Source organism: Thermostichus sp. MS-CIW-38 (assembly GCF_054058415.1).
Map to the genome: position 1 here is coordinate 1 of NZ_JBSSAH010000001.1, position 23,653 is coordinate 23,653.

Below are 23,653 nucleotides of genomic sequence, written 5' to 3' on the forward strand. Positions count from 1 at the left end.
CAGCCGATAAACACGAATCTGTCGCGCTTGAGCCAGTCATCGACGATGTCGAACCATCCTCGCTCCTGACGCACGCGCCCTACCGCTATGGTCATCTGAACTACTCCTTAAAGACATCTAAATGAATGAGGACATTAATGAAACTACAAAGTTTGCTTCTTCGAAGCAGGAGCGGAGCCTAGGTATAAAGACTCAACCCCTGGGTCTTTTGCCTCAGTTTCCTTGAACGGCTCTTTGGCAAGAACTGCTCAGGAGTTTCCCGTTAAGTCAGGATCCCTAGCGCTCCAAGACCCTACTTAGAACCGTTTCCACAACTCGCGAGGCCCAACGGGCCATTCGAGAGCCACCAAACAAGCTTTACGGCTGTAGGCATTACAATTTAGCCTATGCCGGTAAAGACTTGTAAATTGCTTTCATTATAGAGGCGGATAGCCGGATCTCATCAAGTCTGGGAGAACGACTGTTTTTCGAGGAGTTGGGTTTGGGCCGCTACACCCTTGGAGTGAAGGCCAGGGCTTGGGATCCGATATCCTGAGAAGGCGATGTATCCCATTTGCGAGGAAGCTAATCTATGGCTGGCGAGATCTTCACCATTGCTGGACTCTGCATTGTGCTGACCCTGGTGGGCGTGGCACTTGGATATGGGATCCTAAGGGTGACCCAAGGGGGGGCAGAGTAAAGCTGTCGAGGATTTCTCCCGGGCCCGGTATCGGGCCTTGTTACAGCTCCATGTCAATTCCATGTCAATTGGCCACCTGGATATGAGGTGGGTGGCGGAAAGATGATAAACTCATGAAGATTTGTATCGTTGGCGCTGGGGCGGTGGGAAGTCACTTGGCCATATGCCTGGCTCGGTCGGGCTTCCCTGTCAGTGTTGTGGCGCGTGGAGCTCACCTGCAGGCCATCCGCACCCAAGGTCTAAAGCTGATCCGGCAGGGGGATCCCTCCCAAACCTGGGTGGAGCACTTGACGGCCACCGACGACCCGGCTGCCCTTGGCCCACAGGACTGGCTGATAGTGACGGTCAAGGCCCACAGCTTGCCGCAGCTTGCCCCTCGACTGGGATCCCTGTGTGGCCCCGACACCCCCATTGTGATCGCCCAGAATGGTATCCCCTGGTGGTACTTCTACCGGCATGGCGGCGAGTTTGAGGGGCATTCCCTGACTTCCGTGGATCCAGAAGGGGTTATCACTGCCCATCTGCCGATAGAGCGGGTGATCGGCTGTGTGGTGTATATCGCCGTGCAGTTGGCAGAGCCGGGAGTGGTCTTGCACACAGGGGGTGGGCGCTACATTCTGGGGGAGCCGGATGGATCCCTGTCAGGACGGCTGCAGTCCTTGGCCGCCATCTTTGAACAGGCGCAGCTTTCCACCACCCTCACCTCGCAGATTCGGGCCGAGATCTGGCAGAAACTGTGGGGCAATGCCGCCTTCAATCCCATCAGCGCCCTCACCCGGGCTGCTCAAGATGAAATTGCCCAATACCCACCCACCCGTGCTTTGGTTCGGTCGGTGATGCAGGAAGTTGAGGCTGTGGCCCAAGCTCTAGGGATCCGGCTGCCGGTCTCTTTGGAAGAGCGGCTAGAAGATGCAGCCCGCGTGGGATCCCATCGCACCTCGATGCTGCAGGATGTTGAGCTGGGGCGACGGACGGAGATCGAGGCCATTGTGGGAGCCATCACCGAGTTGGGGCGTTTGGTGGGGGTGCCCACTCCCCATTTGGATACTCTGTATGCTTGCGTCAAGCTGCTGGAGCGCTCTCTTTAGGCTCTTGCAGGGAGCGGTAGGGTCGCTACCGAACGGCAGAGAAACGATTCGTTTGCTGGATCCCAGACTCCCCTTGGGGAAGTGGCTCGAACTCTAGAATGGCTGTAGCCTCGAACTGACGAGGAAGCTGAAGGTGGCTGTCCATTTTTCTCCGACTCAACCCAACTGAAATCACAGCATTTGAATTAGCAAATGATGCTTGAAAACTCCATCGTGCTCATCACCGGAGCCAGTAGCGGCATTGGGGCCGCTTGTGCCACCCTTTTTGCCCGTTCTGGAGCCCGCCTGATTCTGGTGGCCCGCCGTCAGGATCGGCTGCAGGAACTGGCTGGGGAATTGCAGCAGGCTTACGGCACTCCTTCCTACCTGCTGGCTTTGGATGTGCGGGATGGGGCAGCCGTGCAGCAGGCGCTTCAATCTTTGCCCTCGCCGTGGGCCAACATCGACATCTTGGTCAACAATGCAGGTTTAAGTCGTGGCTTAGACAAGCTCCACATGGGGGCCTTGCAAGACTGGGAAGAGATGATCGATACCAACCTCAAGGGTCTGCTCTATGTTACCCGCGCCGTTTTGCCCGGCATGGTGGAGCGAGGTCGAGGCCATGTGGTGAACATCGGCTCCATTGCCGGTCGGCAGACCTACCCAGGTGGCGCTGTGTATTGCGCTTCTAAGGCCGCCGTGCGGGCCATCTCCGAGGGGCTGAAGCTGGATTTACTGGGCACCCCCATTCGCGTCACCGAGATTCAGCCGGGCCTGGTGGAAACCGAGTTCAGCCAAGTGCGCTTCCGTGGGGATCGCGCCCGCGCGGCAGCAGTGTATCAGGGCCTCACCCCCTTGACGGCGATGGATGTGGCTGAAGTGGTGGTGTTTGCGGCAACCCGTCCCCCCCACGTGAACATCAGCGAGATCTTGCTTGTGCCCACCGACCAAGCCAGTACCACCCTCGTACATCGTCGATAAGAGGCCGGCAACCGGGCTTTCGCCTCCACTCTTGCTTCCCTGAGCGACAATGGCAGCAAAGGTGGTGGGAACATGGGACTGGAAGCCGGGATCCTGATCGGGTTGGGAATCGGTTTGCTTTGCACGTTGCTCCTGCTGTGGCAAAGTCGGCGTCGTTTCAGCCGCGAATTGCAACGGTTGGGATCCCTGGTGCATCTGGCCATGCCCCTCCACTCCCTGGAACAGATGCTCAGCTTGCTCAGCCGTTATCTTCGCCAACAAGATCTGGATTGGGCCAACCAAAAACAGCAACTGCAAAACTGGCAATACCTGAGTCAGCGGCTCCCTTGGGGATATCTGCGGGTAGACGAAAACAACGTGGTGCTGGAGTGCAATCCTACCGCCCAGCGCCTGCTGCGCATCAGCCAATGGCAGCCGGGCATCAAGCTCTTGCTGGAATGGGTGCGCTCCTATGAGTTGGATCAGCTCATCGAGGCTACCCGCCGACAGGAGACCGCTGCTCCTGTCCAAAGTCGCGAATGGATTTTCTACCCTTCCGGTGGGGATGGCAAACCGATTCCGCTGCGGGCTTGGGGGTTGCTCCTGCCGCAAGCGCACGTGGCCATTTTTTTAGAAGACCGGCTGGAAGCAAAAATGCTGGCCCAACAGCGGGATCGCTGGGCTTCGGATGTGGCTCACGAGCTGAAAACCCCCCTCACCTCCATTCGCTTGCTGGCCGAAACTTTACAAAGCCGGGTCGATGCCGCTCAAGCAGTCTGGGTGGAACGATTGCTAAATGAAACTCTGCGCCTGAGCCATTTGGTTCAAGACTTGCTCGAACTCAGCGCCCTCAATTTGGGAGCCGCATCCCGCTCTCAGTGGCGCTGGGTGGATCTGGCAAGTCTGGTGCAGGAAGCCTGGCAAAGTGTAGAGCCGTTGGCCAAGCCTCGACACCAGGAACTGCACCTGAGCGGATTGTCCCAGATTTACCTCTGGGGAGATGAGCAACGCCTATACCGCCTCATCCTCAATCTCTTGGACAACGCCGTCAAGTATGGCAAGCCCGACTCTCCTATCCATGTGGTGCTTTCGGAGCAGGGATCCCAGGTGCAGTTAGAGGTGTACGACCACGGCCCCGGCCTGCCAGAAGATCAATTTGAGTTGGTCTTTCAGCCCTTTTACCGCACCGACACTGCGCGGGCCCGCAGCAAAGGCGGAACCGGCCTAGGGCTGGCAATTGTGCGACAAATTGTCGAAGTTCACGGGGGCACCATCCAACTGCGCAATCACCCGCAAACCGGTGGGCTGTGGGTTCAGGTGGAACTGCCCCGGAAGCACCTGGATCCCTTGTGAAACCCGCCCGAAGACGCTCGCGTCAGTGGCCCGCAGCCAGAATCTGGACGAGAATCGCCTAAGATTTCCTTTCTTCAGGGCTGTCCATCTCAGGGGTGATCCCCTAGAATTGGGGTAGGTAATCTTTACAGTTCATCTTAAGCAGGCATTCGGAATGGGTACTGACTATCATTCCGCAGACTTGTTGTCCGAACGGGAGCTGCAGGTCATTGAGTTGATTGCAGCAGGACTGACCAATCAGGACATCGCGGAACGCCTAGAGATCAGCAAGCGCACCGTTGACAATCACATCAGCAATATTTTGAGCAAGACCCGAACGGCAAATCGGGTGGCCTTAGTACGCTGGGCCTTGCAATGGGGAAAGATTTGCCTGGATCAGGTAAACTGCTGCACTTTGGTCGATGACAAAATTGCTTAGTCCTATCCTGTTTTGCCGGTCAAGTGTCCAGCAAAGAGTGTTGAGCGGGGGGGTTTTGGTGACTGTATTGCCCAGAAGTTATAGTCATTTCAATGAGGAATGAAACTGTTCCGTTGCAGTGCTTCCTAGCTCTTCTCTCTCTTAGGGAGAGGGATTGGGGGGCTCGCGGAAGTGATGCGGAGCATTTGGGCGACACCGCGGAGTAGTTAGGAAGCGTCTTAATCTAACTTGAAGTGACTATACTTGAGTTGTTTTGAGCTACGTTGATTGGGTTGTCATACGTGAGCGTCCCCAAGCTGAAACGCTACGCTGTTCGCTACGATTCTATGCCCCTGATGGTTTATCGGGAATTGGCTGCCCATTTGGCTTGTGTTTCAGGGGTAGAAACGGAGCTAGAGTGGAAAAAAAACTCCACCTTTCGCTACCAAGACAGCCAAATAGAGGCATTGCATATTCATCAAGAACCCGATGCCGACATAGAACAAATTAAGCGTATTCTTGACCACTATGGAGCGTGGCAGTATAGCCCCTTAGAAGACTAGCTCTCTCTGCAACCCAAAAGGGATCCCTAGGGATAGGGATCCCCGGACGATTCCTCTGCAAGGTCTGGGAAAAACCAGTTCAGCGAGCAGCTTGGCCTTGGGCAGGCAGGTGCAGCTTACGAGCCAGGCCCAATCTCGCCAACAGCCAAATGGCCCAGTAGGTCATGTCGATCTCCCACCAACGCAAACCGGCCTTAACGCACTTCGGGTCGGCATGATGGTTGTTGTGCCAGCCTTCACCATAGGTTAGAATGGCCGCCCACCAAAGGTTACGGGCATTGTCGTTGCTCTCGAAAGTCCGGTAACCCCAGAAGTGGCTGGCCGAGTTGATCAACCAGGTACAATGCAGCAGCAGCACTGTCCGCACGAAGATACCGTACACGACGAATGACCAGCCCCCCAGCAGGTAGAGTATTGCAGCCAACGGCAGTTGCAAAAGCAGAGCATACCTATCCAGCCAGCGGTAGAAGGGATCCCGAGCCAAGTCGGGCGCAAAGGCAAAATACTTCTCAGGGTTAAAAAATTCTTCGCGGTGGTAGATCAGCCAGAGTATGTGGCTCCACCAAAAGCCCTTACGAGCAGAATAGGGATCCTTCTCCTCGTCTTCGGTGAAGGCGTGGTGCTGACGATGGCCGCCCACCCAAAAGATCGGCCCCCCTTGAACGGCCAGGGCACCGAGAGTCGTGAAGACATATTCCAGCCACTTGGGCACTTGGAAGCTGCGATGGCTGAGCAAGCGGTGGTACCCCAGGCAGATGCCCAAGCTACCGAAACACCAGTGGAGAAACAGGGCTACCCCCAGAGCAGGCCAGGAGAAGAAGAAAATGCCTCCCACCAGGGCCACCACGTGAAAGATGGCAAAGAAGAGCACATGTTCCCAAGCAAACCGAAAGGATTCTTGGGGCTCGGGCCGATTGAGCGGAGCGGGATGATTCAGCGATTGGCGAGAAAAAGAAGTGGTCATGAACCCACAAAACCTCAGAAGAAGAAGTAGACTAGACTGACTAGGAAAGAGCCAAAACACAAAGCCCAAGTTAAGGCCGCCGGATAACAGCGGCCCAACGTGAAAACGGAGTCAAACCCCTGAAGACACCGCCATAGCCAGCGGTGACTTGCTATGTGCTCCGCTGTGATGAACTTGGCTACACAGGAAGAAGAGGAGCAGAGGCAACGCTGCCGACATCCTCTCGCTTGACATTAAGCCTAGCGGTATTCCACCGTAAATGCAAGCGTCACTTGCAGCCCGCCGCAATTCTTCAGGTTTTCTCCTCACTATGGCACGTCCTTCTTCTCGGCAAAGGCTGCTGAATGCGGCTCGGGAGCTGTTCGTTCGTCAGGGCATCACCCAAACCACCACCCGTCAAATTGCGGATTTGGCCGGAGTGAATGAGGTCACCCTGTTTCGGCACTTCGGCACCAAGCAGGGGCTACTCCTGGCCGTATTTGGCGAGTTGGGGGTTTTTTCCGGCATTGCCGATCTGCCTCTGAAGGCGGATCCCGCCCCCTCTCAAGGTTCTGGGTTGCAAGCCATTCTCCTGCGCTATGTCCACACCTGTTTTCGGGCTTTGGCCGATAATCCTGAACTGGTGCGCTCCCTGGTCGGGGAGGCTGGCCTTTATTCTGAGGAGCATCGTCGCGCCTTGCGGCTGGGTTTTTCTCAGGCCCAAGAACAACTGACAGAGTATTTGCGGCGATTTCCCAACTCTGAGTTGCAATCTGTCGAGCCGGATCGCCTTAATGCAGCCGTTGGGGTTTTGCATGTGATGATTTTGGGAGCAGCCATGCTGGCAGTAACCGCCGAGTTGCCCACCGTTCACGCCGACGGGGCGGAGCCCTCTGTCGAGGAGCAGAATGAGGAGAAACCGGCAGATAAACAATCAGAAGAAAGCGCTGAACCCGACAGGATACCCTCCCTCCTGCAAGCCTGCGTGGAGCTGTGGATGGCAGGCGTGACCAGAATGACAGAACCTACGCCGTAGCGCAGCCACCCACAATTGGACAAGGCTCTCCAAGTGCCCTAGGTGGGCATGCGATACAGCTTCTCCCAACGACACACTGACTACGGCCAATAAATAGCCCCAGACCACAGGGATCCCGGCAACCTGCAGAACTCCCGTGAGCTCGGAACAAACTCTCTCTGTGTGCAAATAGATGTGCAAACAGGTAGATGTGCAAGTAGAAAAGAGAGGAGGTTGTAAGCCGGGTTCTGTAGTGCAGAGTTGCACTGGCGATCATCTATCTGGGAGTGATGTTACCATCACCCTCTAGCGGCTCACCACCATCGAGAGCACCCTTCCCCACTTTGGGTACCGTGACCTCGATGCAACCGACAGGGGCGAAGAACAGCCATAGTCCTGCGGCTGCGGCCTTGCTTTCCACCGGGGTTTACCGAGCCAACGCCTCACGACGTTGCTGGTGGGCTCTTACCCCACCTTTGCACCCTTACCTGTGCTGGGATCCCAGCCATCGGCGGTATGTTTCTGTGGCACTATCCTCGCGGTTACCCGCACTGGGCTTTCCCCAGCGGTGTGTTCTTCTGAAAGCCCGGACTTTCCTCATCCCGCTGTCTGGTGGCGACAGCAAGGACGCGATCGCCTGCCCCTCCTCTCTCTTCAGCTCGATCCTACTGCATCTCCCAAACCTAGAAAATCCCGGAAATCGGTACAAACTCCACTTGATCGGGAATGTTGGGGGCCAGGTGTAAGATTTGCCGGTTCAAATCCATCACCACAGCCGCCACGCTTTCGGTGCGATCCCAGGCGGGCAGATGGGGATCCGGATAGCGGCAGATGCAGTGGGGGGCATTCGTCCGGTCTTGTAGGATTTTTTGAAGAGTGACCGCCTCTAGGGTTCCGGTTTGAGCGCTCTGGCGAAGCAAATGATAGGCCCGTTCTAGCCTTGTGGAGGATCCTGTGTGGGGGGGGCAGCCATCTTCTCGCAAGGCCGGATCCAGGAAATGATTGGTGTGGGCGAGGATCCCTCCTTGAGGGAGATGCAGGCCAATTCCTCGTGGACTGATTTCAAAGCTGATTGCACTAGCGGGCTGTAGGCCTACCGCCTGTCCTGCGGTACCCGCAACGCTGACACAAGAGGACGCGGTGTAAGGATAGGATCCCACCCTCTCCACAGCTTGCTGCCACTCCTCACACTCCAACAACAAGCGCAATAGCAAATGCACCGGCATTCCCTCGGTTTGCCCATCTAGGGTAGAGCGCAAGAGGTTGAGGGCCACGGCCAACCCTGCTCGGTTGAGGCCGATTTTGGCCAGGATCCCAGCTTCGGTCAGGGTGAGGTAGGCAGGGTGGGTATCGGAGTGAACGCGCAACAGCACACAGGCCCTGCGCTGCTCCCCAAGCCAATCCCAGGTTTGGGCCAGATAGGTGTGGTGGGTGGAGGTAACCTGGGGCAAGGCCGCTAGGGTAGTACATTCTCCCCCATCTGACTTGGCTGGGTTTGGATCGATGAGTTTCTCCATTGCCTTGCATTCATGAGCAGGATCCGCTGGGTGCTGGGGTACTCCGTTTTGGAGATTGTGTTCCAGAGCAGCGGCGCAGTCGGGATGGGATCCACCGACAACCGATCTGGATAAAATCTCGGTGCGCAAATTGAGGGCCAGAATCTCGGCAAAACGGAAGCCACTCCCCGCGGCAATGCCTTGGATTTCTTCCAGCAGGTGGGGCACGTGGCGCTCTAGCCAGGGCAGGGATCCCTCGGCTTGAGTCTGGGCCTGCTGCCAGGTGAGACCACAGCGGTAGGCAAACTGGCGGGCGTAGCTGGCAATGCTGTGGCGAATGAGGGGAGCTGCCTGGGATCCATACTGTTGGCCTCGTTGCTGCCGATCCCCGTGCAAATGAAGAATGGGGAACATGGCGCCTATTCGCCCTCTCAACTCCCTTCAACAGGTTTAACTTCAACAGGTTTAATAGGTGGGCAGGGAGGGATCCACCTCACAGGCCCAAGCGTGAATGCCGCCGCTGATGTTATAAACCTGGGTGAACCCGTTGGCCTGTAGCCACTGGCTCATCTGAGCAGAGCGGAGGCCATGATGGCAGAGCACAAAAGTTGGCTGATCTGGATCCAGCTCTGTGAGGATCCGTTCCCTCCATTCCTCGTACTGGCTCAAGGGGTAGTTGCGAAAGCCTAAAGCATTCAAATTCACCAGCTCCAGCTCTGCCGGTTCCCGCACATCGATCAATTGCAGAGGGCCGGCCTCGGGATCCTGTAGGTATTGGGCCATCTGTTGTGGTGTAATGGAGCGGATGGAGAAGGACATCGCCAACTCTGGTCTACAGGGATCCCTTTTCAAGATACACCGGCTCAGCAGCTGCCCTGAGACTGCCCGCAAAGGTTAAGATGTCACCCTGATTTGGGCTTAGCCTGGGTATGGCTGTGCAACGCTTTTTGATCGACACGGATACGGCGGGAGATGATGTTACCTCGCTGCTCTTTGGGCTGCTCTGGCCCAACAGCATCCTACAGGGCTGCCCGCCGGGGTGAGTTTCATTCGAGATCCCTTTGCGGAAGTGCCCAAACCCGCCGATTATGCCAGCATCTGCAGCGGAGATACCCGTCCGCTGTTCTTTATCGGTGTGGATGCTAACCAAAACTACCTGGGGGATACCGATAACAACCCTGCCACCCTCAACCACGGTCTCACCTCGATGCTGAAGCGGGTGGATATGGCCACCTATGAAGTGATTCGCAGCGTGGTGGAAGGCAACTTTAAGGCAACTTTAAGGCAACTTTGTCGGCGGCATTCAAACCTTTGGCCTGGAGAACGAGGGTGTGGGCTATGCTCTGGATGAGTACAACCAAGCCTTGCTCCCGGCAGATTTGGTGGCTGCTGTGGAAGCGGTGCAGCAAGACATCCTCGCCGGAACCCTCGAAGTACCTGAAGAGCGCTAGATTTTTGAGATTTTTGTTGCCGATTGATTGCGGATCCCTGGCGAAGCCTTGACTAAACAGAGGATCCATCAGAGGATGCTTTTGCTGAGGGCATTGGATCGCAACTTGGCCATCTGCACTTTGACCTCGTGGCAGTTGTTTGTTGCTCTTGTTTGTTGCTGTAACAACCTTAACCGCTAAGCGCTTGTAAGGGGCTTTCCACCTATGCTTGGCCAAGTATCCAAATCTGGTTGGGGGATCTGTTCAGCCTTGCTGCCTCTGTTGGCGGGGGTTGCCCTCGGCTGTGGGGGTGGCGGCGGCAGTTCTCCACCTCTTCCTCCGCCAGGTGGCGGGCCCATCATCCTGAGAGTGGATCCGGCCAGTGGCCCCTTTACCAAACTGGCAGACGCAGTTGCAGAGGCGCAGCGACTTCAGACTGCCACAGCCGGCCTGGAGGTGCTGATCGAGATTTTGGGGACGGGCAGGGAAACTTTGCAAAGCAACCTGGCCCTGGATGGCGGCGATGGCACCAACGGCGGTCGCATTCGCATCACCAGCTCCACCGCCTATGAGATCCTGACCGGGCTCTTTGACGTGATTGTAGCCAGCCAAACCAGCCTGCAGGGGGTAGATGTGGTGCTGGGGGGTGGACGGGTGCAGGTGAACAACGGCACTTTTCAGCCGCGCAAGGTCACCCTCAACGACCCTCGCTCCAACATCTTGGTCAACGGCAATGCTGCGGTTCTAGAGGGAGCCTTGAACCAATTGGCCGAGATTTTGTGCCAGCAATTTTTGGATCCCTGTGTGCAGATCTCTGGGAATGGCCGGGTCAGCCGTGTCTCGCCGATTGTCAGTAAAACGGGTGGGGTGGGCATAGGCACTGTGCCGGGCAGCAATCCCATCCTTGAAAACAACACAATTCTCCTGCAGGCTTTGGGGGCTTTGGCCGTTCGCTATGGTGACAACTCCGGCGGGATCTTCCGCAACAACCAAATCGAAGGGGATCCACCCACGGCTGGAGCCGGCTTGGTACTGCAGGCGCGGCAAGCAGGTACGAGTGGCACTACCGGGATTCAGCTGGATGGGGCAGGCTCAATTCCATCCATTCAATCCAACCGGATCGGCGTGGGCAGGATAGCCGGCAGTGTCGGCATTCGTATTTTGCAGGGAACCCAGGCCCGCACCATTTCCGGGAATACGTTCCTAGCTCGGGGCGAGGGCGTAGGAGTGGCAATTCAGGCGGCCCCCGGCACCCCAGATGCGGTAGTCGCAGCCTACCTGGCTGGCAATACTTTCCAAGGAAACTTTGCTCAGAGGGTCACTGGGGAACCTGCGCCCACGCCAACTCCTACCCTGAGGCCACCACCAACTCCTGCACCGACACCCTCTCCCACCCCCACACCTCCAGTATTGGGCACCGGCCCCATTCAAGTTACCTTGAGTTGGAACACCATCGATGACCTTGACCTGTATGTTACGGATCCCACGCAGCAGACCGTGTTTTTTAACAACCGAATTGTCCCTTCTGGAGGACGGCTGGATGTGGATGCCAATGCCGACTGTGTTGCCGTAACCCAAAATGCTGTGGAGAATGTCTTTTGGGCTTCCACCCCGCCCTCAGGGCCATACTTCATCGAGGTGAGATTGTTCCGGCGCTGCTCCCAATCAACTGCTCCCATTCCCTTTACCGTAACGGTTCGCAAGAGCGGAAACGTCGCGCAGACTTTTAGCGGCTTGGCCACATCCCCTGGCTTGGCGGGTAGGTTTACGTTTTCCTTCCCCTGAAGTTAGCCAAGGCTGGCAGCCATCTGCCCTGCCCACGTATGGCCATTTTGGTTCAGACTAGGACACCACACCTATACTCATACTCAGATCTTTGATTGCAGATCGCAGGGTTCAGAAGACCTTATTTCTGCGCCCCAGGCATCTCCTTCCCACTAAGGACAGCTCCAACTTCGCGGCCTCGACGCTTTTTCTGGCCATCACCTTGCGGCAGCGGGCGATGCTGGAAGGCAGTCCCACAAGTTCAAACAGTCACATCCCCTGGGAAAGGGGCTAGGGGTGGCGGACAGCGGCGCGGAGCGCTTTGCGTCAGCATGAGTGCGGGAGTATGTCACGCTATTCCGCAGCAGCCTTGGCTGCTTTCGCTTCGGCTTCCTTAGCAGCTTTGGCCGCTCTCATTTCCGCCAGAATCTCCTCCGGTCGTTTGCCAGCCCGCTGGGATCCAGCAGGCAAGTCGTGGGGATCGATCACCCCTTTGGGCAGATAGGCAAATTCTCGCAAGGGGGTCACCATCGGGTCTTCGGTAACCTTAGAGGGCAAACGGCCCATCGCCACCTGATGGTAGTTGAGGTCGTGGCGGTCGTAGGCGGCCAGCTCATAATCCTCAGTTACCGAGAGGCAGTTGGTGGGGCAAAACTCCACACAATTGGCACAGAAAATGCACACCCCAAAATCAATGCTGTAGCTGTAAAGCTCTTTTTTCTTCAGCTCTGGGTTGTAGGCCCAATCCACCACTGGCAGGTCAATTGGGCAAACTCGAACACAGATCTCGCAGGCAATGCACTTGTCGAACTCGAAGTGGATGCGTCCCCGAAAGCGCTCAGAGGGGATCAGCTTTTCGAAGGGGTATTGCACGGTTACCGGGCGCCGGCCCATGTGGTCGAAGACAACCCCCATCCCTTGGCCGATGTACTTGGCGGCTCGGAAGGCATCGCCCACATATTCTTTGACACGCTTTAGAAAAGTCATGGTCTATGTTCTCCCTCTCTGGCCTCTTTACTTCTCATTCAACCCCCAAAAAAGGTGGGGAAGGCGAGCTTTAGGGCTGCCGTCAGCAGCAAGTTAACAAAGGATACGGGCAGCAAAAACTTCCACCCCAAGTCCAGCAGTTGGTCAATGCGCACCCGCGGCAAGGTCCAGCGCAGCAGGATGGCCAAGAAGATGAAGATAAAAGCTTTGACCATCGTCATGACAATGCCTAAGGCCGCCGCGCCGATCTGCAAGAAGGGGTTATCCAAGGGGATCCCGGCCAAGGCGGCAATCGTTTCCACCGGCACCACAAACGACCAACCCCCCAAGTACAGCACTGCCGCAATCAGAGAAGCCAGCAGCAAGTTGGCGTAGGATCCCAGATAAAAGAGGGCAAACTTCATGCCGGAGTACTCCGTTTGGTAACCGGCTACCAGCTCTTCTTCTGCTTCCGGCAAGTCGAACGGGATCCGCTCCGTTTCCGCCAGAGCCGAGATCAGGAAAATGACAAAGCCAATGGGCTGCCGCCAGACGTTCCAGCTCAGAATGCCCAGGCCACTCTGCTGTTCGACGATCCCCACCGTGTCCAGACCGTTGCTCATCAACACCACGGCCAACACTGACAGGGCCAGCGGCAGTTCGTAGCTGATCGATTGAGCTGCCGCGCGTAGCCCACCCAGCAAGGAGTACTTGTTATTGGAACCGTAGCCCGACATCAACAAACCGATGGGTTGCACGCTGGAGGTGGCGATCAGGAAGAACACGCCAATGGCAATGTTGGAGATCAATAGGTTCTGGCCAAAGGGAACCACCAGGTAGCACAAAAAGACGGGCAGGAAAACCAATATCGGCCCCAGCGTAAACAAGACTGGGTCGGCCAAGATGGGCAGAACATCTTCTTTGGTCAGCAGCTTGATGCCATCGGCAATCGGGATCAGCACCCCCTGAGGGCCGGCCATGTTGGGGCCAATCCGCTGTTGGGCTGCTGCCGAGATCTTGCGCTCCAGCCAAGTCATGACCATCACCCCCAAGGTGGCGGCGATGATCAGCAGCAACATGGGCAGGGGCATCCAGAGGGCATGGGCTGCACCTGCTCCCAAGCCTAGGTTCTGTAGGGCAGTCTCGAAGCCAAGTTGTAGGTCGATACCAGCGTTTGTCATGGGGGTGAGTAGCTCCCTAGAGATGGCGGGTTGGGTAGGGTTTGGGATCCCTGTAGCTAAGTTTTCCCGTTGGGATCCGATTGGGGGGGACGGTTGCGGCGGCGTAGCTCCTGCTGGATGATGGCCTGAAGGCGAGCATCAGATAGCTCTTCCGCGCGGCGGCGCCTTTCCTCTTGGTACTTAGCCCATTGCTTGGGGCCAATAATCGCAGCAATGACAGACACAATCAACAGCGGCAGAACCAAGATCGCCCAGGCCATTGCCTTTGTCCTCGCTTTCCGTAAGTATCTTAGCGATCCACCTCGCCCATGATGATGTCAATGCTGCCGAGGATGGCGATCATGTCGGCTACCTTCATGCCGCGAATCAACTGAGGCAGTACCTGCAAATTGACAAAGCCGGGGGGACGGATCTTCCAGCGCCACGGGCAGACGTTGTCGTCACCAACAATGTAAATGCCCAGCTCCCCCTTAGCGCTCTCCACCCGCACGTAGGCTTCCCCCTTGGGGATCTTGAAGTTGGCCGAAGGCTTTTTGCTGATGAACTGGTAGTCGCCTTTGTTCCACTCCGACTTCGGCCCCTCCAGCATGCGCTTGGCTTCTAGGTTTTCAAAGGGGCCGCCCGGCAGAGCCTTCACCGCTTGCTGCACGATCTTGCAGGACTCGCGCATCTCTTTCATGCGCACCCGATAGCGGGCTAGGCAATCCCCTTCGGGATAAACGGCCACCTCCCAGTCGAAGTCGTCGTAGCATTCGTAGTGATCCACTTTGCGCAGATCCCAGTTGACGCCGCAGGCCCGCAACATGGGACCCGACAGACCCCAGTTGATGGCGTCTTGCTTGGAGATGGCTCCCACCCCTTCCAGCCGTCGGCGGAAAATCGGGTTGTCGGTAACCAGCCGTTCGTACTCATCCACTTTGGGCAGGAAATACTCACAAAAGTCTAGGCATTTTTCCGTCCAGCCGTAGGGCAAATCCACTGCTACGCCGCCTACCCGGAAATAGTTGTTGTTGATCAGGCGCATGCCGGTGACGGCTTCAAACAAGTCTAGGATCCACTCCCGCTCCCGCATGGCGTAGAGGAAGGGGGTTTGGGCGCCCAAATCCGCCAAGAAGGGACCAAACCAAAGCAGGTGGTTGGTGATGCGGGTCAGCTCCAGCATGATCACCCGTAGGTAGCTGGCCCGTCTGGGCACGCTGATCCCGGCCAGTTTCTCAACGGCATTGACGGTGATGGCCTCGTTGAACATGCCGGCCCCGTAGTCCCAACGGGAGACGTAGGGCAGGTATTGCACCACCGTGCGGTTTTCGGCGATTTTCTCCATGCCGCGGTGCAAGTAGCCGATCACCGGTTCGCAATCGACGATGTTTTCGCCATCTAGGGTGACCAGCAAACGCAAAACCCCATGCATAGAGGGATGGTGCGGCCCAAAGTTGAGCAACATCCGGTCGGTACGGGTCTCGATCATGGGCATGGGCATAGCCGCCGCCTCCGCAACTGAAGAATGTTTATAGTCTGCAACATTTGCAGTATAGCGGTTTTCTTCTGCCTTCTCGGGATCCCATGCCATCAGGGATCCCAATCCTCGATATTGAAAGTCTCCAGGGGAACTCAACTAGAGTGAGAGAAAAAGGAGGGAGACCGATGGCTATATCCCGTTCACCCGCGAATGGCCCATCCCGGAGAGAGCAGCAACATCCGCAGTATGCCACCGACCGGGCTGTGCTCGATGAGCTGATGGTGCAGGCTCAGGAGAGGCCCCTCTCGGATTGGGTACTGGCGGAAGTTGCCCGTTTGCGCATCCGTTACCACGGCTTCCCCGGCGCCTGGGATCTGCAGCGGGATTTGGATCAAATCCTGGAACAGTGGGGCCTGAGCGAAGAAGAGCTGTTCGCCCGGACTCGCCAGATCCATGCCCGCGGCCAGGTGTACGACCGCAGCTTTAGCACGCGAGACGACTGGGCCTAGTGGAGGGTTTGGGTCGGGATCCCTTACCCCCCTGAGAGAGGGGAGTTTGCCGGTTGTTCATGAGACGTGAAGCTGCTCGGCAAAGATGGGATCCAAAGGCACATCCAGGGCGGCAATCACCTTGGTCCAGAAGTTCATGAAGCCAATCCAAGCCGATAGCTCCACCAGATCTTCATCTGACCAAATGGCTTTTAGCTGGGCAAAGAAGCTGTCGGTCACCACCATGCTGGGCACGGTCATCCGCTCAGCGTACTCGATGGCCAGCTTTTCCGCCTCGGTGTAGAGGGTGCTGGTGCGGGCCTGGGCCACCGCCGCAATTTTGGCAGGGGAGGCGCCGTACTTTTGCGCCTGCAGGGTGTGGTAGGGAAGGCAGTAGTGGCGGCAGCCGTTGATTTGGGCAATGCGGATGCTGACCAGCTCCTTCAGCTCTTCAGGCAAGTTGGGGTTTTGGGTGTGCAGCGCCCCGTAGAGGTTCATCACGGCTCGCATCAGTTGGGGCTTGTGGGCCATCACCTGCAGGGGGTTGAGGGCGGTGCCGTAGGTTTTCTCCAAGCTTTCGTAAACCTTTTGCAGTTGCTTATCGGCTTTCTCTGGGGTAACAGGAGGGATCCGCATGGACAGTCTGTAAAATTGCAGCATTCTCGACTTTAGCGCGTCTGGGGGATCCGCCCAAGCCTGAGGGGCGCTTCACGGTCTGGGGGAGGGATCCCTTCTCCCGTTGAGAAGGGGGCCTTGGTCTTTTGGTTTCGTTCCAGACACTCCTGCAGGGCTTGCAACCTGTCAAGGATTGCCCAAGGATTGCTCAACGGCTTCCACCTGCTGCTGGGTGGCGGTAGCCCCTTGGTTGAGGGTTTGCTGGATCTGTTCCCGAGATTGGTAAATCTGCAGCGGCCCACCTTGAGGGATCCCTTGCTGGGCAGCTTCTGGGCTGGCTTGCTCTGGTCTCGGCTCCGAACTCAGCGGGTTGCGATAGAGGCGGTTAACCAGCAAAAATCCCACCAGCACCACAGCAGTTGCCACCAAAAGCCGAACCATACTCGGATCCCTTGCAAGCTTCTGATTCTAGAATGCCCTCAAAGAGCATTAGGTGGTCAGATGTCGGGCAAAGTTGCGCAAACTTCCCAGCCGGTACGGGTTGGCATTGGCGGCCCGGTGGGATCTGGAAAAACCGCTTTGGTGGAAAAGCTCTGCTTGGCGCTGCGGGACCACCTGTCTTTGGCGGTGGTGACCAACGATATTTACACCCGCGAGGATGCCGAGTTTTTGGTGCGGGCCAAGGCCCTGGAGGCAGAGCGGATCATTGGCGTAGAGACCGGCGGCTGCCCCCACACCGCCATTCGGGAAGATGCCTCCCTCAACCTAGACGCCATTCAGGAGCTGGAGCACCGCTTTTGCCCCCTGGATCTCATCTTGGTGGAATCGGGGGGGGACAACTTGGCAGCTACCTTCAGCCCGGAGCTGGTGGACGCCTGCATTTACGTCATCGACGTGGCCGAAGGGGACAAGATCCCGCGCAAAGGCGGGCCGGGGATCACCCGCTCCGACCTGCTGGTGATCAACAAGATCGATCTGGCTCCCTATGTGGGAGCAGACTTGGGGGTGATGGAACGGGATGCCCGTCGCATGCGGGGAGATAGGCCCTTTGTCTTTACCAACCTGCGCACGGGTGAGGGGCTGGAGCAGGTTCTCAGTTGGCTGGAGCGGGAGGTGCTGTTTCGGCCCATCAAGGCCGACCCCCCCTCGGTGAGCCGCCTGTGAACTTCGGTAAGGCCATCTTGAAGGCAACCCGCCGAGGCGAACATACCCGTATTTGGGAGTATTCTCAGGCTCCCCTGCAATGGCTGGGATCCCCTGGGGAGCCACCTGTGTACTACCTGCGCAACCCCAACGGCGGCCTGCTGGGTGGGGATCGCCACCGGATCGAGATCGGGCTGGGGCCAGGCTCGGCGCTGGAAATTCGCACCCAAGGGGCAACGCGGCTGCATCCCGGCTTGATTCGGCAACAGGTCAAGGTCAAGCTGGCCCCCACCAGCCAGTTGATCTGGATCCCTCACCCGACCATTCCGGGGGCAGGGGCAGACTTTCGCCAGCAGGTGCAAATTGAGCTGGATCCCACAGCCCGCCTGGCCTATGCCGAGATCTGGACTGCCGGACGACTGGCCATGGACGAGCGCTGGCAGTTTGAACATCTTGCCAACTGCTTGCAAGTTTGGGTCACTGCTGGGATCCCATCCTCCCCAGAGGGGAGAAAACTCTGGCTGCAGGAACACATGGATCTGCACTTTCCCCATCGGCAGGTCTCCGCCGCGTCGGTGCTGGGATTCCACCTCTGTTGGGGATCCTTGTATTTGCTGGGGGATTGGCCGGAGCCCCCTTGGCCGACCGTTTGCGTCAGCGGGACAGAGCCCCTACACTGGCTGGTCAAGTCTCCGGATCCCATCTGTAAGGGTTGGATTCTGCGCCAGGTGGGGCCACAGGCAGAGGCCATTTGGCGGCATTTTGGCCAGGTTGCACTACAGCTTGCTCAAGCCAAGGGTGGCTCACCCCAGGGGTGGTAGACTAAGGCTGACTCAAACCAACTGGCTGACCCAAGGCCGGGACGGAGTCTTTTGAACGCTGCTCAACGGATTCTCAGACGCTCTGTCCTCAGGGGGCGAAGTCGCTGGCTGCTCCTCTACGAGAAGGGGATGGCCCTGCTGGCCCTGAGCAACCTGTGCTTGGTGCTCTTCGACATGAGCTATGTGCCTGGGCGAGATTTTTGGCTCCAGGGTCGGGTGCAAATTTTTGGCGCCTTTGGTCCTCCCATTCCGCTGCCGATTCTCTCCGAAGAAACCAGCCGTTCCCCGGTGACCGACCTATACGATCCCATCAAAGGTATCGAGCCCAACCCCGAAACCCAGCGCTACTTGGCCTTGGTGGATGAGCTGCGCCAGGTTACCCTGCGGTTTGGCGTGGAGTCGGAAGCGGCAGCACCAATCCTGGCCCGCTTGCGGGAGCTCAGCGACGAGATGATCGAGACCAATCCCTTTCAGGGCGCCAACAAAACTGGCCAGTTTGTGCGTATCCTCAATTTGATGCGGGAGCACATCCCAGAAGCCGACTCTGCCAGAGCCGCCTTTGCCCGCTTTTGGACTGCTGAGTACTTGGCCAGCGCCGATCCCGCAGATGGAATTGAATTTTTCCAGACCCGGCTGCGCCCCCTCTTTGAGACCAACTATTTCCGCCCCATTGGTGAGAGCGGTAACCCTGTTGACTTTTTCCCGGTGCTGGATTTTCCCTTCGTGCTTCTGTTTGGGCTGGAATTTTTGCTGCGCACGGTGGCCATCAGCCGCCGCTACACCGGCGTCAATTGGCTGGATGCCATGCTCTGGCGTTGGTACGATGTGCTGTTGCTGCTGCCCTTTTGGCGCTGGCTGCGGGTGATCCCCGTCACCATCCGGCTGGGACAAGCGCAGTTGCTGGATCTGGAGCGGGTACGCGCTCAGGTGAGCCAGGGCTTTGTCACCAACTTCGCCGAAGACCTGACGGAAGTCATTGTTGTGCGGGTGATCAACCAAATCCAGGGATCCATTCAGCGGGGATCCCTGCCCCTGCTGCCGGCAGCGCGTACCCAGCGCGACTACATTGATATCAACAACACCAACGAGCTGGAGGCGATTGCCAACCTGGTTTTTCGCATTGTTCTCTACCGCGTTTTGCCCCAGGTGCAACCGGAATTGCAACAACTGCTCCGCTACAACCTGGATGGCCTGCTCAAGCAGTTGCCTGCCATGCAAACTCTAGAACAGCTTCCCGGCCTGGGATCCCTGCCTGGCCAACTGACGGAGCGCCTGGCCAACGAGCTGACCACCACCACCTACAAAACCCTGACGGGCAGTTTCGAGGATCCCGTCGGCTCCAAGCTGGCAGCGCAACTGATGCAGCGGTTTGGTGAGGTCTTGGCACGGGAACTCAGCCAGGAGCATGCTTCGGAAGAAATTCGCTCTCTCCTGCAAGACTTGCTGGAAGAGATCAAAATTAACTACGTCGAGCGGCTATCCCACGAGGATCTGGAGGAGGTGATGGAGCAAACCCGCCAGCTTCGGCAAAAGGCCCAGCAACTGGAGAAAGACCGCCGCCGATAGAGTTCGGGGGATTGGTTGACGAGGTTTCGCCAGTTCAGTAGGATAATGGTTCCAAGTCGGGCGAGTGGCGAAACTGGTAGACGCACCGCACTCAAAATGCGGCGGGAAACCGTGTCGGTTCGAATCCGACCTTGCCCATGCTCCTCAAATCTGTAGGGCTCGCCGCTTTCTGTGTTTGGTAGGTTGATCCGTCTTGCCTCTTCTCACAGGGGTTTGGTGATAGAACCAGCCAAGCCCTTCTGGAGCAGGGTGCCAGCGGGACGGAGTCCTTAGATAGGGCAGCCAGAATCGGGCTCATCCTGCATCCTAGAGATGAAGCTCTAGCCGCTAAACTGGGGAATCATGGATGCAACTTTGGAATCTTTCTTTGCCTCTGCCACCCAAATTGGGCTAGGTCTAGCAGGCTTGCTGGCTGTGCTCACCCTGCTGGCCTGGATCCGCAATTGGCCCTTGAAGTTTGCGCTGGTGGGCTACACGGCGTTTGCGCTGGTTTTAACAGCGGGATGTTTTGCCCTCAGCTTGGGGCCGATCTTTCGCTCCCGCATTCCCGGTGCTGCCCCCTACACCACCGTCTATGACCAAGGGGCGGATCGAGCGGTTATTGCTGTCAGCCCGGATATCACCCCAGAGCAACTGATCCTCACCCTGAAGCAGGCGGCCAGCGATTTGGGATCCCCGGGCCGCTTCTCCACCGGTTCGCCGGTGTTCACCTTGCGGGCCCGCACCGTCATCCATCCCGAGCCGGGAGTTTCCGAGCCGTTGCTCTTGGGCACGCTGCAACAGCCGTTGGGAAAGCGCCTGCGCACCCCAGAAGAACAACAGCAGCAGCAGATCCATCTAGAGGAAGAGGCCTTTGCCCGGCTGCGGAAGTTGGCCCAGGGTCAGGCTTCTGCCGCCTTGTCTGCAGAGGGAGCGGAAGAGCCAACCACCGGGATCCCACTTGCCCAGTCTTGAGCGCTGAGCCAGCGGCGCAGATCCTGTCCCACCCGGTCGGGGATCTCCCAGGGAAAGAGATGAGCCACGTTGGGATAGACAATGCAGGTGCAGTGGGGCAGGGCGCGGGCTGTGGCCAGGCTGCTGTTGGCGGTGATGTGGCGATCCCGCTCGCCGGCCATAAGCAGTACCGGGATGCGAATTCGGTGCAGATCTCCCTCGCGGTTGTAGCCCCGTTGCAAAGCGGCGCGCAGAGCTTGGCGAGCCTGGGGGGAGGTGTGCAGATAGGCGGGCAAGGCCATGTGCGCCAAATACCGATAGGCCGTTGGGGTCTGTTGCTGCATCAGGTAGCGGTAAAGGGAGCGACGGCCAAAGGTCTCGATGTTCCATTCCCAGCCGGGCCAAAGCCAGTTGAGCAGCGAGGCAACGCCGGTGTTGACCTGATCCCAAAAATCGGTGGGGGGATGGTTGCTGCGGGGGCAGGCGGCACTGGCCACCAAAACCAAGCCTTTTACCCGCTCCGGCAGCCGCAAAGCCAACTCCAGGGCCAGGATCCCGCCCAAAGACCAGCCCAGAACCAGACACGCCTGCCAGCCCAGGCGATTGAGCAGTAATTCCAAATCCTCCAGGTGCTCCTCCATCTCGAAGGGATCCACCACCTGCGAACGTCCATAGCCACGCAGATCTGGCGCCACACAGGGGTGGATCCCCGCCACTGCCTCTGCAAATACCGCCATGCAGTCGGCATTGCCCGGATGGCCGTGGAGCATCAAGATTGGGAGGGAGGGGATCCCTTCTCCCCAAGTACGATAGTGGAGCTGCAGGCCCATCGCGTCAGCAGTGCAGTTCCCGACTGCTGTAGGCATAACACTCTGGATAGCATCTAGACAGCAGGGTTAGGCGCTGGCCGCCTTCTTCGGAGTGGGCTGGAGCTTTACCCCGTTGGGAATGCAAATTAAGTTTTGATCCAGCACCTGCACAAACCCTTTCGAACGCAGGGATCCCAGAAGACGAGTCACCGTCACACGAGTGGCCCCAATGGCATCCCCAATCTGCGCATGGGTAAGGGGCCAGGGGAGATACATCCCTTGTTCACAGGGCTGTCCATACTCTTCGATCAACAGGCTCAAGAAGCCCTTGAGGCGATCGATGGCGCGCCGTTGGCCCAGATTTCCCAACCACAGCAGCTTCCGTTGCAGTTGCTGGCGGAAGTTTTCCTGAATCTTCTGGTGCAGATAGGGCCACTGCTCCAGATCCTGCCAGTAAAACCACATCACCGTGGTGCGATCGGCGTGGGTGCAGGCTTTCAACTCAAAGCGCTCTGGGTTGCTCAGCTCAAAAGGAAATCCAGCCGTGATGAACCCAACAAAGACCTCCCGCCGCTCTGGAGTTTGGCTGACCAGGCGCACCACTCCCTCTTGGGTGATGTACACCAATCCCGGACGAGTGGGAATGCGCACGTCTTTGGGAAAGGTGCGACAGCGGTAGTGCTCCTCGGCCCACTGGCAAAGCTCACGCCATTCCTGAGCCTCTGTTGCCGATGTGATGGAAACAAGTGACATGAGATCAACTTCCTGTCGCTCGAGCGACCTGATGGGTTTTACAGACTTTCCAGCTTTACCCGGCTGTAGGCTATGCAACGCTTCCGCGTTCGCGCCGGCGGTGCGGAGCACCTACACGTCAACGGGACGGAGTCTTAGGAAGATGGGGATGGAGAAACAGCAAGATACACACAAGAAGGCAAATACAAAGAGGAAGGAAACCGCAGGGTTTACTTTACCTTAGCTTCATAATGGCACTTGACCTCATGGGGTGACATTGTGTTCCTACTGATATTGTTCAAAAGGCTACGTCCAATAATAACCCCAAGAAGCCGTAAATTTTCAGATTCTGCCGCTGAACTCGGCTACCTGGGGGATCAGCGCAGATCATTGGGTCAGACTGGTGTATGTCTAAGGGCGGGTGTGGGGTGGCTGGGATGAACATTCTTATCAGCAACGACGATGGCATCCAGGCGGCAGGGGTGCGGTGTTTGGCGGCAGCGCTGGCCCAGCTGGGGGGGCACCAGGTAACGGTGGTCTGTCCGGATCGGGAGCGCTCGGCCACCGGCCACGCCCTGACGTTGCACAAGCCGCTGCGGGTGGATCCGGTGCGGGAGGGATTTCCTCCAGAAGTGCAGGCCTGGGCCTGTTCGGGCACCCCTTCCGACTGTGTCAAGTTAGGTCTGGACGGGCTATTGGATCGTCCTCCCGATTGGGTGATTTCCGGCATCAATCAGGGAGCCAATCTGGGCACGGATGTGCTCTACTCCGGCACCGTCTCGGCGGCAATGGAAGGGCTATTGGAAGGGATCCCTAGCCTGGCAGTAAGCTTGGCCAGTTTTACCCATCAGGATTTTCAACCAGCGGCCCAGGTGGTGCTGAAGCTACTGGAGAAACTGAGCCTGAAACCCCTGGGGGAGCCGATGCTGTTGAACATCAACGTGCCCCCCCTAGCGCTGGCTGAAATACGCGGCATGGTCTTGGCCCGCCTGGCCTGGCGCAAGTACACAGATCTCTACGAGAAACGGGTGGATCCGCGCGGCAAGGCCTACTACTGGCTAGCTGGAGAGGTGGTGGAAGAGGAGGTGGATCCCTGTTCGGACGTGCGGGCGGTTGCTGAGGGCTATGTGTCGATTACGCCCCTGCAGCCAGATCTAACGGCTTATGCTGCCTTCGATAGCTTGCAGCAGTGGGGGCTCTCGGCTTTTGGCTCTGGATTGGAGGGAGCTCTGTAGGGATTGGCGCAGTTCAGAGTCAGAGAATAGAAAGGCTA

25 protein-coding genes, 1 tRNA gene, 1 other RNA gene and 1 pseudogene are annotated in these 23,653 nt (G+C 57.7%); 16 read left to right on the plus strand and 12 right to left on the minus strand.

Annotated elements, in window-relative coordinates:
* Positions 1–571: 571 nt before the first annotated feature.
* The 6 genes from petM to ACVWXZ_RS00030 all read left to right on the plus strand — a co-directional run bounded on the left by petM (position 572) and on the right by ACVWXZ_RS00030 (position 5,019).
* Positions 572–679 (plus strand): cytochrome b6-f complex subunit PetM, encoded by a 108-nt coding sequence (petM, locus tag ACVWXZ_RS00005; RefSeq protein WP_414329137.1) that lies wholly within the window; start codon positions 572–574, stop codon positions 677–679.
* Between the two features lie 113 nt (positions 680–792).
* Complete coding sequence (locus ACVWXZ_RS00010; protein ID WP_457481988.1) at positions 793–1,767, plus strand: ketopantoate reductase family protein; 975 nt, start codon at positions 793–795, stop codon at positions 1,765–1,767.
* A 192-nt stretch (positions 1,768–1,959) separates the two neighbouring features.
* Complete coding sequence (locus tag ACVWXZ_RS00015; RefSeq protein WP_011432494.1) at positions 1,960–2,727, plus strand: SDR family oxidoreductase; 768 nt, start codon at positions 1,960–1,962, stop codon at positions 2,725–2,727.
* A 72-nt stretch (positions 2,728–2,799) separates the two neighbouring features.
* Positions 2,800–4,059: a sensor histidine kinase gene (locus ACVWXZ_RS00020; RefSeq protein ID WP_011432495.1), complete on the plus strand. Its 1,260-nt coding sequence runs from the start codon at positions 2,800–2,802 to the stop codon at positions 4,057–4,059.
* A 154-nt stretch (positions 4,060–4,213) separates the two neighbouring features.
* Positions 4,214–4,477 (plus strand): photosynthetic electron transport-dependent transcriptional regulator PedR, encoded by a 264-nt coding sequence (gene pedR / locus ACVWXZ_RS00025; protein ID WP_011432496.1) that lies wholly within the window; start codon positions 4,214–4,216, stop codon positions 4,475–4,477.
* Between the two features lie 281 nt (positions 4,478–4,758).
* Complete coding sequence (locus tag ACVWXZ_RS00030) at positions 4,759–5,019, plus strand: hypothetical protein (RefSeq protein WP_238376896.1); 261 nt, start codon at positions 4,759–4,761, stop codon at positions 5,017–5,019.
* Between the two features lie 79 nt (positions 5,020–5,098).
* Here the strand turns inward: ACVWXZ_RS00030 and ACVWXZ_RS00035 are convergent, their stop codons facing one another.
* Positions 5,099–5,983, minus strand: a complete 885-nt coding sequence (locus tag ACVWXZ_RS00035; protein ID WP_457402083.1) for an acyl-CoA desaturase — start codon at positions 5,981–5,983, stop codon at positions 5,099–5,101.
* Between the two features lie 310 nt (positions 5,984–6,293).
* Between ACVWXZ_RS00035 and ACVWXZ_RS00040 the strand changes: the two genes are divergently transcribed.
* A complete protein-coding gene (locus ACVWXZ_RS00040; protein ID WP_414357940.1) occupies positions 6,294–6,998 on the plus strand; it encodes a TetR/AcrR family transcriptional regulator in 705 nt (234 codons plus the stop codon).
* A 200-nt stretch (positions 6,999–7,198) separates the two neighbouring features.
* Here ACVWXZ_RS00040 and rnpB read toward each other — a convergent pair.
* The 3 genes from rnpB to ACVWXZ_RS00055 all read right to left on the minus strand — a co-directional run bounded on the left by rnpB (position 7,199) and on the right by ACVWXZ_RS00055 (position 9,292).
* Positions 7,199–7,628, minus strand: an RNA gene (rnpB, locus tag ACVWXZ_RS00045) — RNase P RNA component class A.
* 32 nt (positions 7,629–7,660) lie between these two features.
* On the minus strand, positions 7,661–8,887 hold the full coding sequence (locus ACVWXZ_RS00050) for a C45 family autoproteolytic acyltransferase/hydolase (protein WP_457481989.1): 1,227 nt from the start codon (positions 8,885–8,887) through the stop codon (positions 7,661–7,663).
* A 51-nt stretch (positions 8,888–8,938) separates the two neighbouring features.
* Positions 8,939–9,292, minus strand: a complete 354-nt coding sequence (locus ACVWXZ_RS00055) for a rhodanese-like domain-containing protein (RefSeq protein WP_457481990.1) — start codon at positions 9,290–9,292, stop codon at positions 8,939–8,941.
* Between the two features lie 220 nt (positions 9,293–9,512).
* On the opposite strand from ACVWXZ_RS00055, the pseudogene ACVWXZ_RS00060 reads away from it, so the two are divergent.
* Together ACVWXZ_RS00060 and ACVWXZ_RS00065 are read left to right on the plus strand one after the other, a co-directional pair.
* Positions 9,513–9,924, plus strand: a pseudogene (locus tag ACVWXZ_RS00060) (BMP family lipoprotein); the annotation flags it as partial.
* Positions 9,925–10,173: 249 nt separating this feature from the next.
* A complete protein-coding gene (locus ACVWXZ_RS00065) occupies positions 10,174–11,688 on the plus strand; it encodes a right-handed parallel beta-helix repeat-containing protein (RefSeq protein ID WP_414522942.1) in 1,515 nt (504 codons plus the stop codon).
* A 333-nt stretch (positions 11,689–12,021) separates the two neighbouring features.
* Here the strand turns inward: ACVWXZ_RS00065 and ndhI are convergent, their stop codons facing one another.
* Genes ndhI through ACVWXZ_RS00085 form a run of 4 tightly spaced genes read right to left on the minus strand, consistent with a single transcriptional unit; the run spans position 12,022 to position 15,288 of the window.
* A complete protein-coding gene (gene ndhI, locus ACVWXZ_RS00070; protein WP_414331863.1) occupies positions 12,022–12,654 on the minus strand; it encodes an NAD(P)H-quinone oxidoreductase subunit I in 633 nt (210 codons plus the stop codon).
* A gap of 38 nt (positions 12,655–12,692) precedes the next feature.
* The gene (gene nuoH, locus ACVWXZ_RS00075) at positions 12,693–13,814 is read right to left on the minus strand and encodes an NADH-quinone oxidoreductase subunit NuoH (protein ID WP_414331864.1); all 1,122 of its coding nucleotides are present in this window, start codon (positions 13,812–13,814) and stop codon (positions 12,693–12,695) included.
* Positions 13,815–13,870: 56 nt separating this feature from the next.
* Positions 13,871–14,074, minus strand: coding sequence for a hypothetical protein (locus tag ACVWXZ_RS00080; protein WP_414331866.1), 204 nt, complete (start codon positions 14,072–14,074; stop codon positions 13,871–13,873).
* Between the two features lie 29 nt (positions 14,075–14,103).
* A complete protein-coding gene (locus ACVWXZ_RS00085; RefSeq protein WP_041437160.1) occupies positions 14,104–15,288 on the minus strand; it encodes an NAD(P)H-quinone oxidoreductase subunit H in 1,185 nt (394 codons plus the stop codon).
* Between the two features lie 170 nt (positions 15,289–15,458).
* On the opposite strand from ACVWXZ_RS00085, the gene ACVWXZ_RS00090 reads away from it, so the two are divergent.
* Complete coding sequence (locus tag ACVWXZ_RS00090; protein ID WP_414383787.1) at positions 15,459–15,782, plus strand: DUF3288 family protein; 324 nt, start codon at positions 15,459–15,461, stop codon at positions 15,780–15,782.
* Between the two features lie 57 nt (positions 15,783–15,839).
* On the opposite strand, the gene ACVWXZ_RS00095 is transcribed toward ACVWXZ_RS00090, so the two are convergent.
* Entirely contained in the window at positions 15,840–16,397 is a 558-nt protein-coding gene (locus ACVWXZ_RS00095) for a carboxymuconolactone decarboxylase family protein (protein WP_414331869.1), read from the minus strand.
* Between the two features lie 165 nt (positions 16,398–16,562).
* Positions 16,563–16,817 (minus strand): hypothetical protein, encoded by a 255-nt coding sequence (locus tag ACVWXZ_RS00100; protein WP_041436298.1) that lies wholly within the window; start codon positions 16,815–16,817, stop codon positions 16,563–16,565.
* Positions 16,818–16,877: 60 nt separating this feature from the next.
* On the opposite strand from ACVWXZ_RS00100, the gene ureG reads away from it, so the two are divergent.
* The 5 genes from ureG (at position 16,878) to ACVWXZ_RS00125 (ending at position 20,860) form a co-directional block, all read left to right on the plus strand.
* Entirely contained in the window at positions 16,878–17,540 is a 663-nt protein-coding gene (gene ureG, locus ACVWXZ_RS00105; protein WP_457481991.1) for an urease accessory protein UreG, read from the plus strand.
* Positions 17,537–18,340, plus strand: coding sequence for an urease accessory protein UreD (locus ACVWXZ_RS00110; RefSeq protein ID WP_457402093.1), 804 nt, complete (start codon positions 17,537–17,539; stop codon positions 18,338–18,340). Before ureG ends, ACVWXZ_RS00110 begins: the two co-directional genes overlap by 4 nt.
* A 51-nt stretch (positions 18,341–18,391) precedes the next feature.
* On the plus strand, positions 18,392–19,906 hold the full coding sequence (locus tag ACVWXZ_RS00115) for a hypothetical protein (protein ID WP_457402095.1): 1,515 nt from the start codon (positions 18,392–18,394) through the stop codon (positions 19,904–19,906).
* Between the two features lie 58 nt (positions 19,907–19,964).
* Positions 19,965–20,044: transfer RNA gene (locus ACVWXZ_RS00120), tRNA-Leu, on the plus strand.
* A gap of 204 nt (positions 20,045–20,248) precedes the next feature.
* Positions 20,249–20,860, plus strand: coding sequence for a Ycf51 family protein (locus ACVWXZ_RS00125; RefSeq protein WP_414343408.1), 612 nt, complete (start codon positions 20,249–20,251; stop codon positions 20,858–20,860).
* Here ACVWXZ_RS00125 and ACVWXZ_RS00130 read toward each other — a convergent pair.
* Positions 20,788–21,705, minus strand: a complete 918-nt coding sequence (locus ACVWXZ_RS00130) for an alpha/beta fold hydrolase (protein ID WP_457402097.1) — start codon at positions 21,703–21,705, stop codon at positions 20,788–20,790. The two genes, ACVWXZ_RS00125 and ACVWXZ_RS00130, sit on opposite strands and share 73 nt — an antisense overlap.
* 30 nt (positions 21,706–21,735) lie before the next feature.
* Positions 21,736–22,401, minus strand: a complete 666-nt coding sequence (locus tag ACVWXZ_RS00135) for a Crp/Fnr family transcriptional regulator (RefSeq protein WP_011432518.1) — start codon at positions 22,399–22,401, stop codon at positions 21,736–21,738.
* A gap of 416 nt (positions 22,402–22,817) precedes the next feature.
* Here ACVWXZ_RS00135 and surE point away from each other — a divergent pair, with 416 nt between their 5' ends.
* Positions 22,818–23,615, plus strand: coding sequence for a 5'/3'-nucleotidase SurE (gene surE / locus ACVWXZ_RS00140; protein ID WP_011432519.1), 798 nt, complete (start codon positions 22,818–22,820; stop codon positions 23,613–23,615).
* The last annotated feature ends 38 nt before the right edge of the window (positions 23,616–23,653 follow it).

What these genes read in the sequence shown, in the direction of transcription:
- petM (WP_414329137.1), top strand. Translation starts at nt 572, where the DNA reads ATGGCTGGCGAGATCTTCACCATTGCTGGACTCTGCATTGTGCTGACC.
- ACVWXZ_RS00010 (WP_457481988.1), top strand. Translation starts at nt 793, where the DNA reads ATGAAGATTTGTATCGTTGGCGCTGGGGCGGTGGGAAGTCACTTGGCC.
- ACVWXZ_RS00015 (WP_011432494.1), top strand. Translation starts at nt 1,960, where the DNA reads ATGATGCTTGAAAACTCCATCGTGCTCATCACCGGAGCCAGTAGCGGC.
- ACVWXZ_RS00020 (WP_011432495.1), top strand. Translation starts at nt 2,800, where the DNA reads ATGGGACTGGAAGCCGGGATCCTGATCGGGTTGGGAATCGGTTTGCTT.
- pedR (WP_011432496.1), top strand. Translation starts at nt 4,214, where the DNA reads ATGGGTACTGACTATCATTCCGCAGACTTGTTGTCCGAACGGGAGCTG.
- ACVWXZ_RS00035 (WP_457402083.1), bottom strand. Translation starts at nt 5,983, where the DNA reads ATGACCACTTCTTTTTCTCGCCAATCGCTGAATCATCCCGCTCCGCTC.
- ACVWXZ_RS00040 (WP_414357940.1), top strand. Translation starts at nt 6,294, where the DNA reads ATGGCACGTCCTTCTTCTCGGCAAAGGCTGCTGAATGCGGCTCGGGAG.
- ACVWXZ_RS00050 (WP_457481989.1), bottom strand. Translation starts at nt 8,887, where the DNA reads ATGTTCCCCATTCTTCATTTGCACGGGGATCGGCAGCAACGAGGCCAA.
- ACVWXZ_RS00055 (WP_457481990.1), bottom strand. Translation starts at nt 9,292, where the DNA reads ATGTCCTTCTCCATCCGCTCCATTACACCACAACAGATGGCCCAATAC.
- ndhI (WP_414331863.1), bottom strand. Translation starts at nt 12,654, where the DNA reads ATGACTTTTCTAAAGCGTGTCAAAGAATATGTGGGCGATGCCTTCCGA.
- nuoH (WP_414331864.1), bottom strand. Translation starts at nt 13,814, where the DNA reads ATGACAAACGCTGGTATCGACCTACAACTTGGCTTCGAGACTGCCCTA.
- ACVWXZ_RS00080 (WP_414331866.1), bottom strand. Translation starts at nt 14,074, where the DNA reads ATGGCCTGGGCGATCTTGGTTCTGCCGCTGTTGATTGTGTCTGTCATT.
- ACVWXZ_RS00085 (WP_041437160.1), bottom strand. Translation starts at nt 15,288, where the DNA reads ATGCCCATGATCGAGACCCGTACCGACCGGATGTTGCTCAACTTTGGG.
- ACVWXZ_RS00090 (WP_414383787.1), top strand. Translation starts at nt 15,459, where the DNA reads ATGGCTATATCCCGTTCACCCGCGAATGGCCCATCCCGGAGAGAGCAG.
- ACVWXZ_RS00095 (WP_414331869.1), bottom strand. Translation starts at nt 16,397, where the DNA reads ATGCGGATCCCTCCTGTTACCCCAGAGAAAGCCGATAAGCAACTGCAA.
- ACVWXZ_RS00100 (WP_041436298.1), bottom strand. Translation starts at nt 16,817, where the DNA reads ATGGTTCGGCTTTTGGTGGCAACTGCTGTGGTGCTGGTGGGATTTTTG.
- ureG (WP_457481991.1), top strand. Translation starts at nt 16,878, where the DNA reads ATGTCGGGCAAAGTTGCGCAAACTTCCCAGCCGGTACGGGTTGGCATT.
- ACVWXZ_RS00125 (WP_414343408.1), top strand. Translation starts at nt 20,249, where the DNA reads ATGGATGCAACTTTGGAATCTTTCTTTGCCTCTGCCACCCAAATTGGG.
- ACVWXZ_RS00130 (WP_457402097.1), bottom strand. Translation starts at nt 21,705, where the DNA reads ATGCCTACAGCAGTCGGGAACTGCACTGCTGACGCGATGGGCCTGCAG.
- ACVWXZ_RS00135 (WP_011432518.1), bottom strand. Translation starts at nt 22,401, where the DNA reads ATGTCACTTGTTTCCATCACATCGGCAACAGAGGCTCAGGAATGGCGT.
- surE (WP_011432519.1), top strand. Translation starts at nt 22,818, where the DNA reads ATGAACATTCTTATCAGCAACGACGATGGCATCCAGGCGGCAGGGGTG.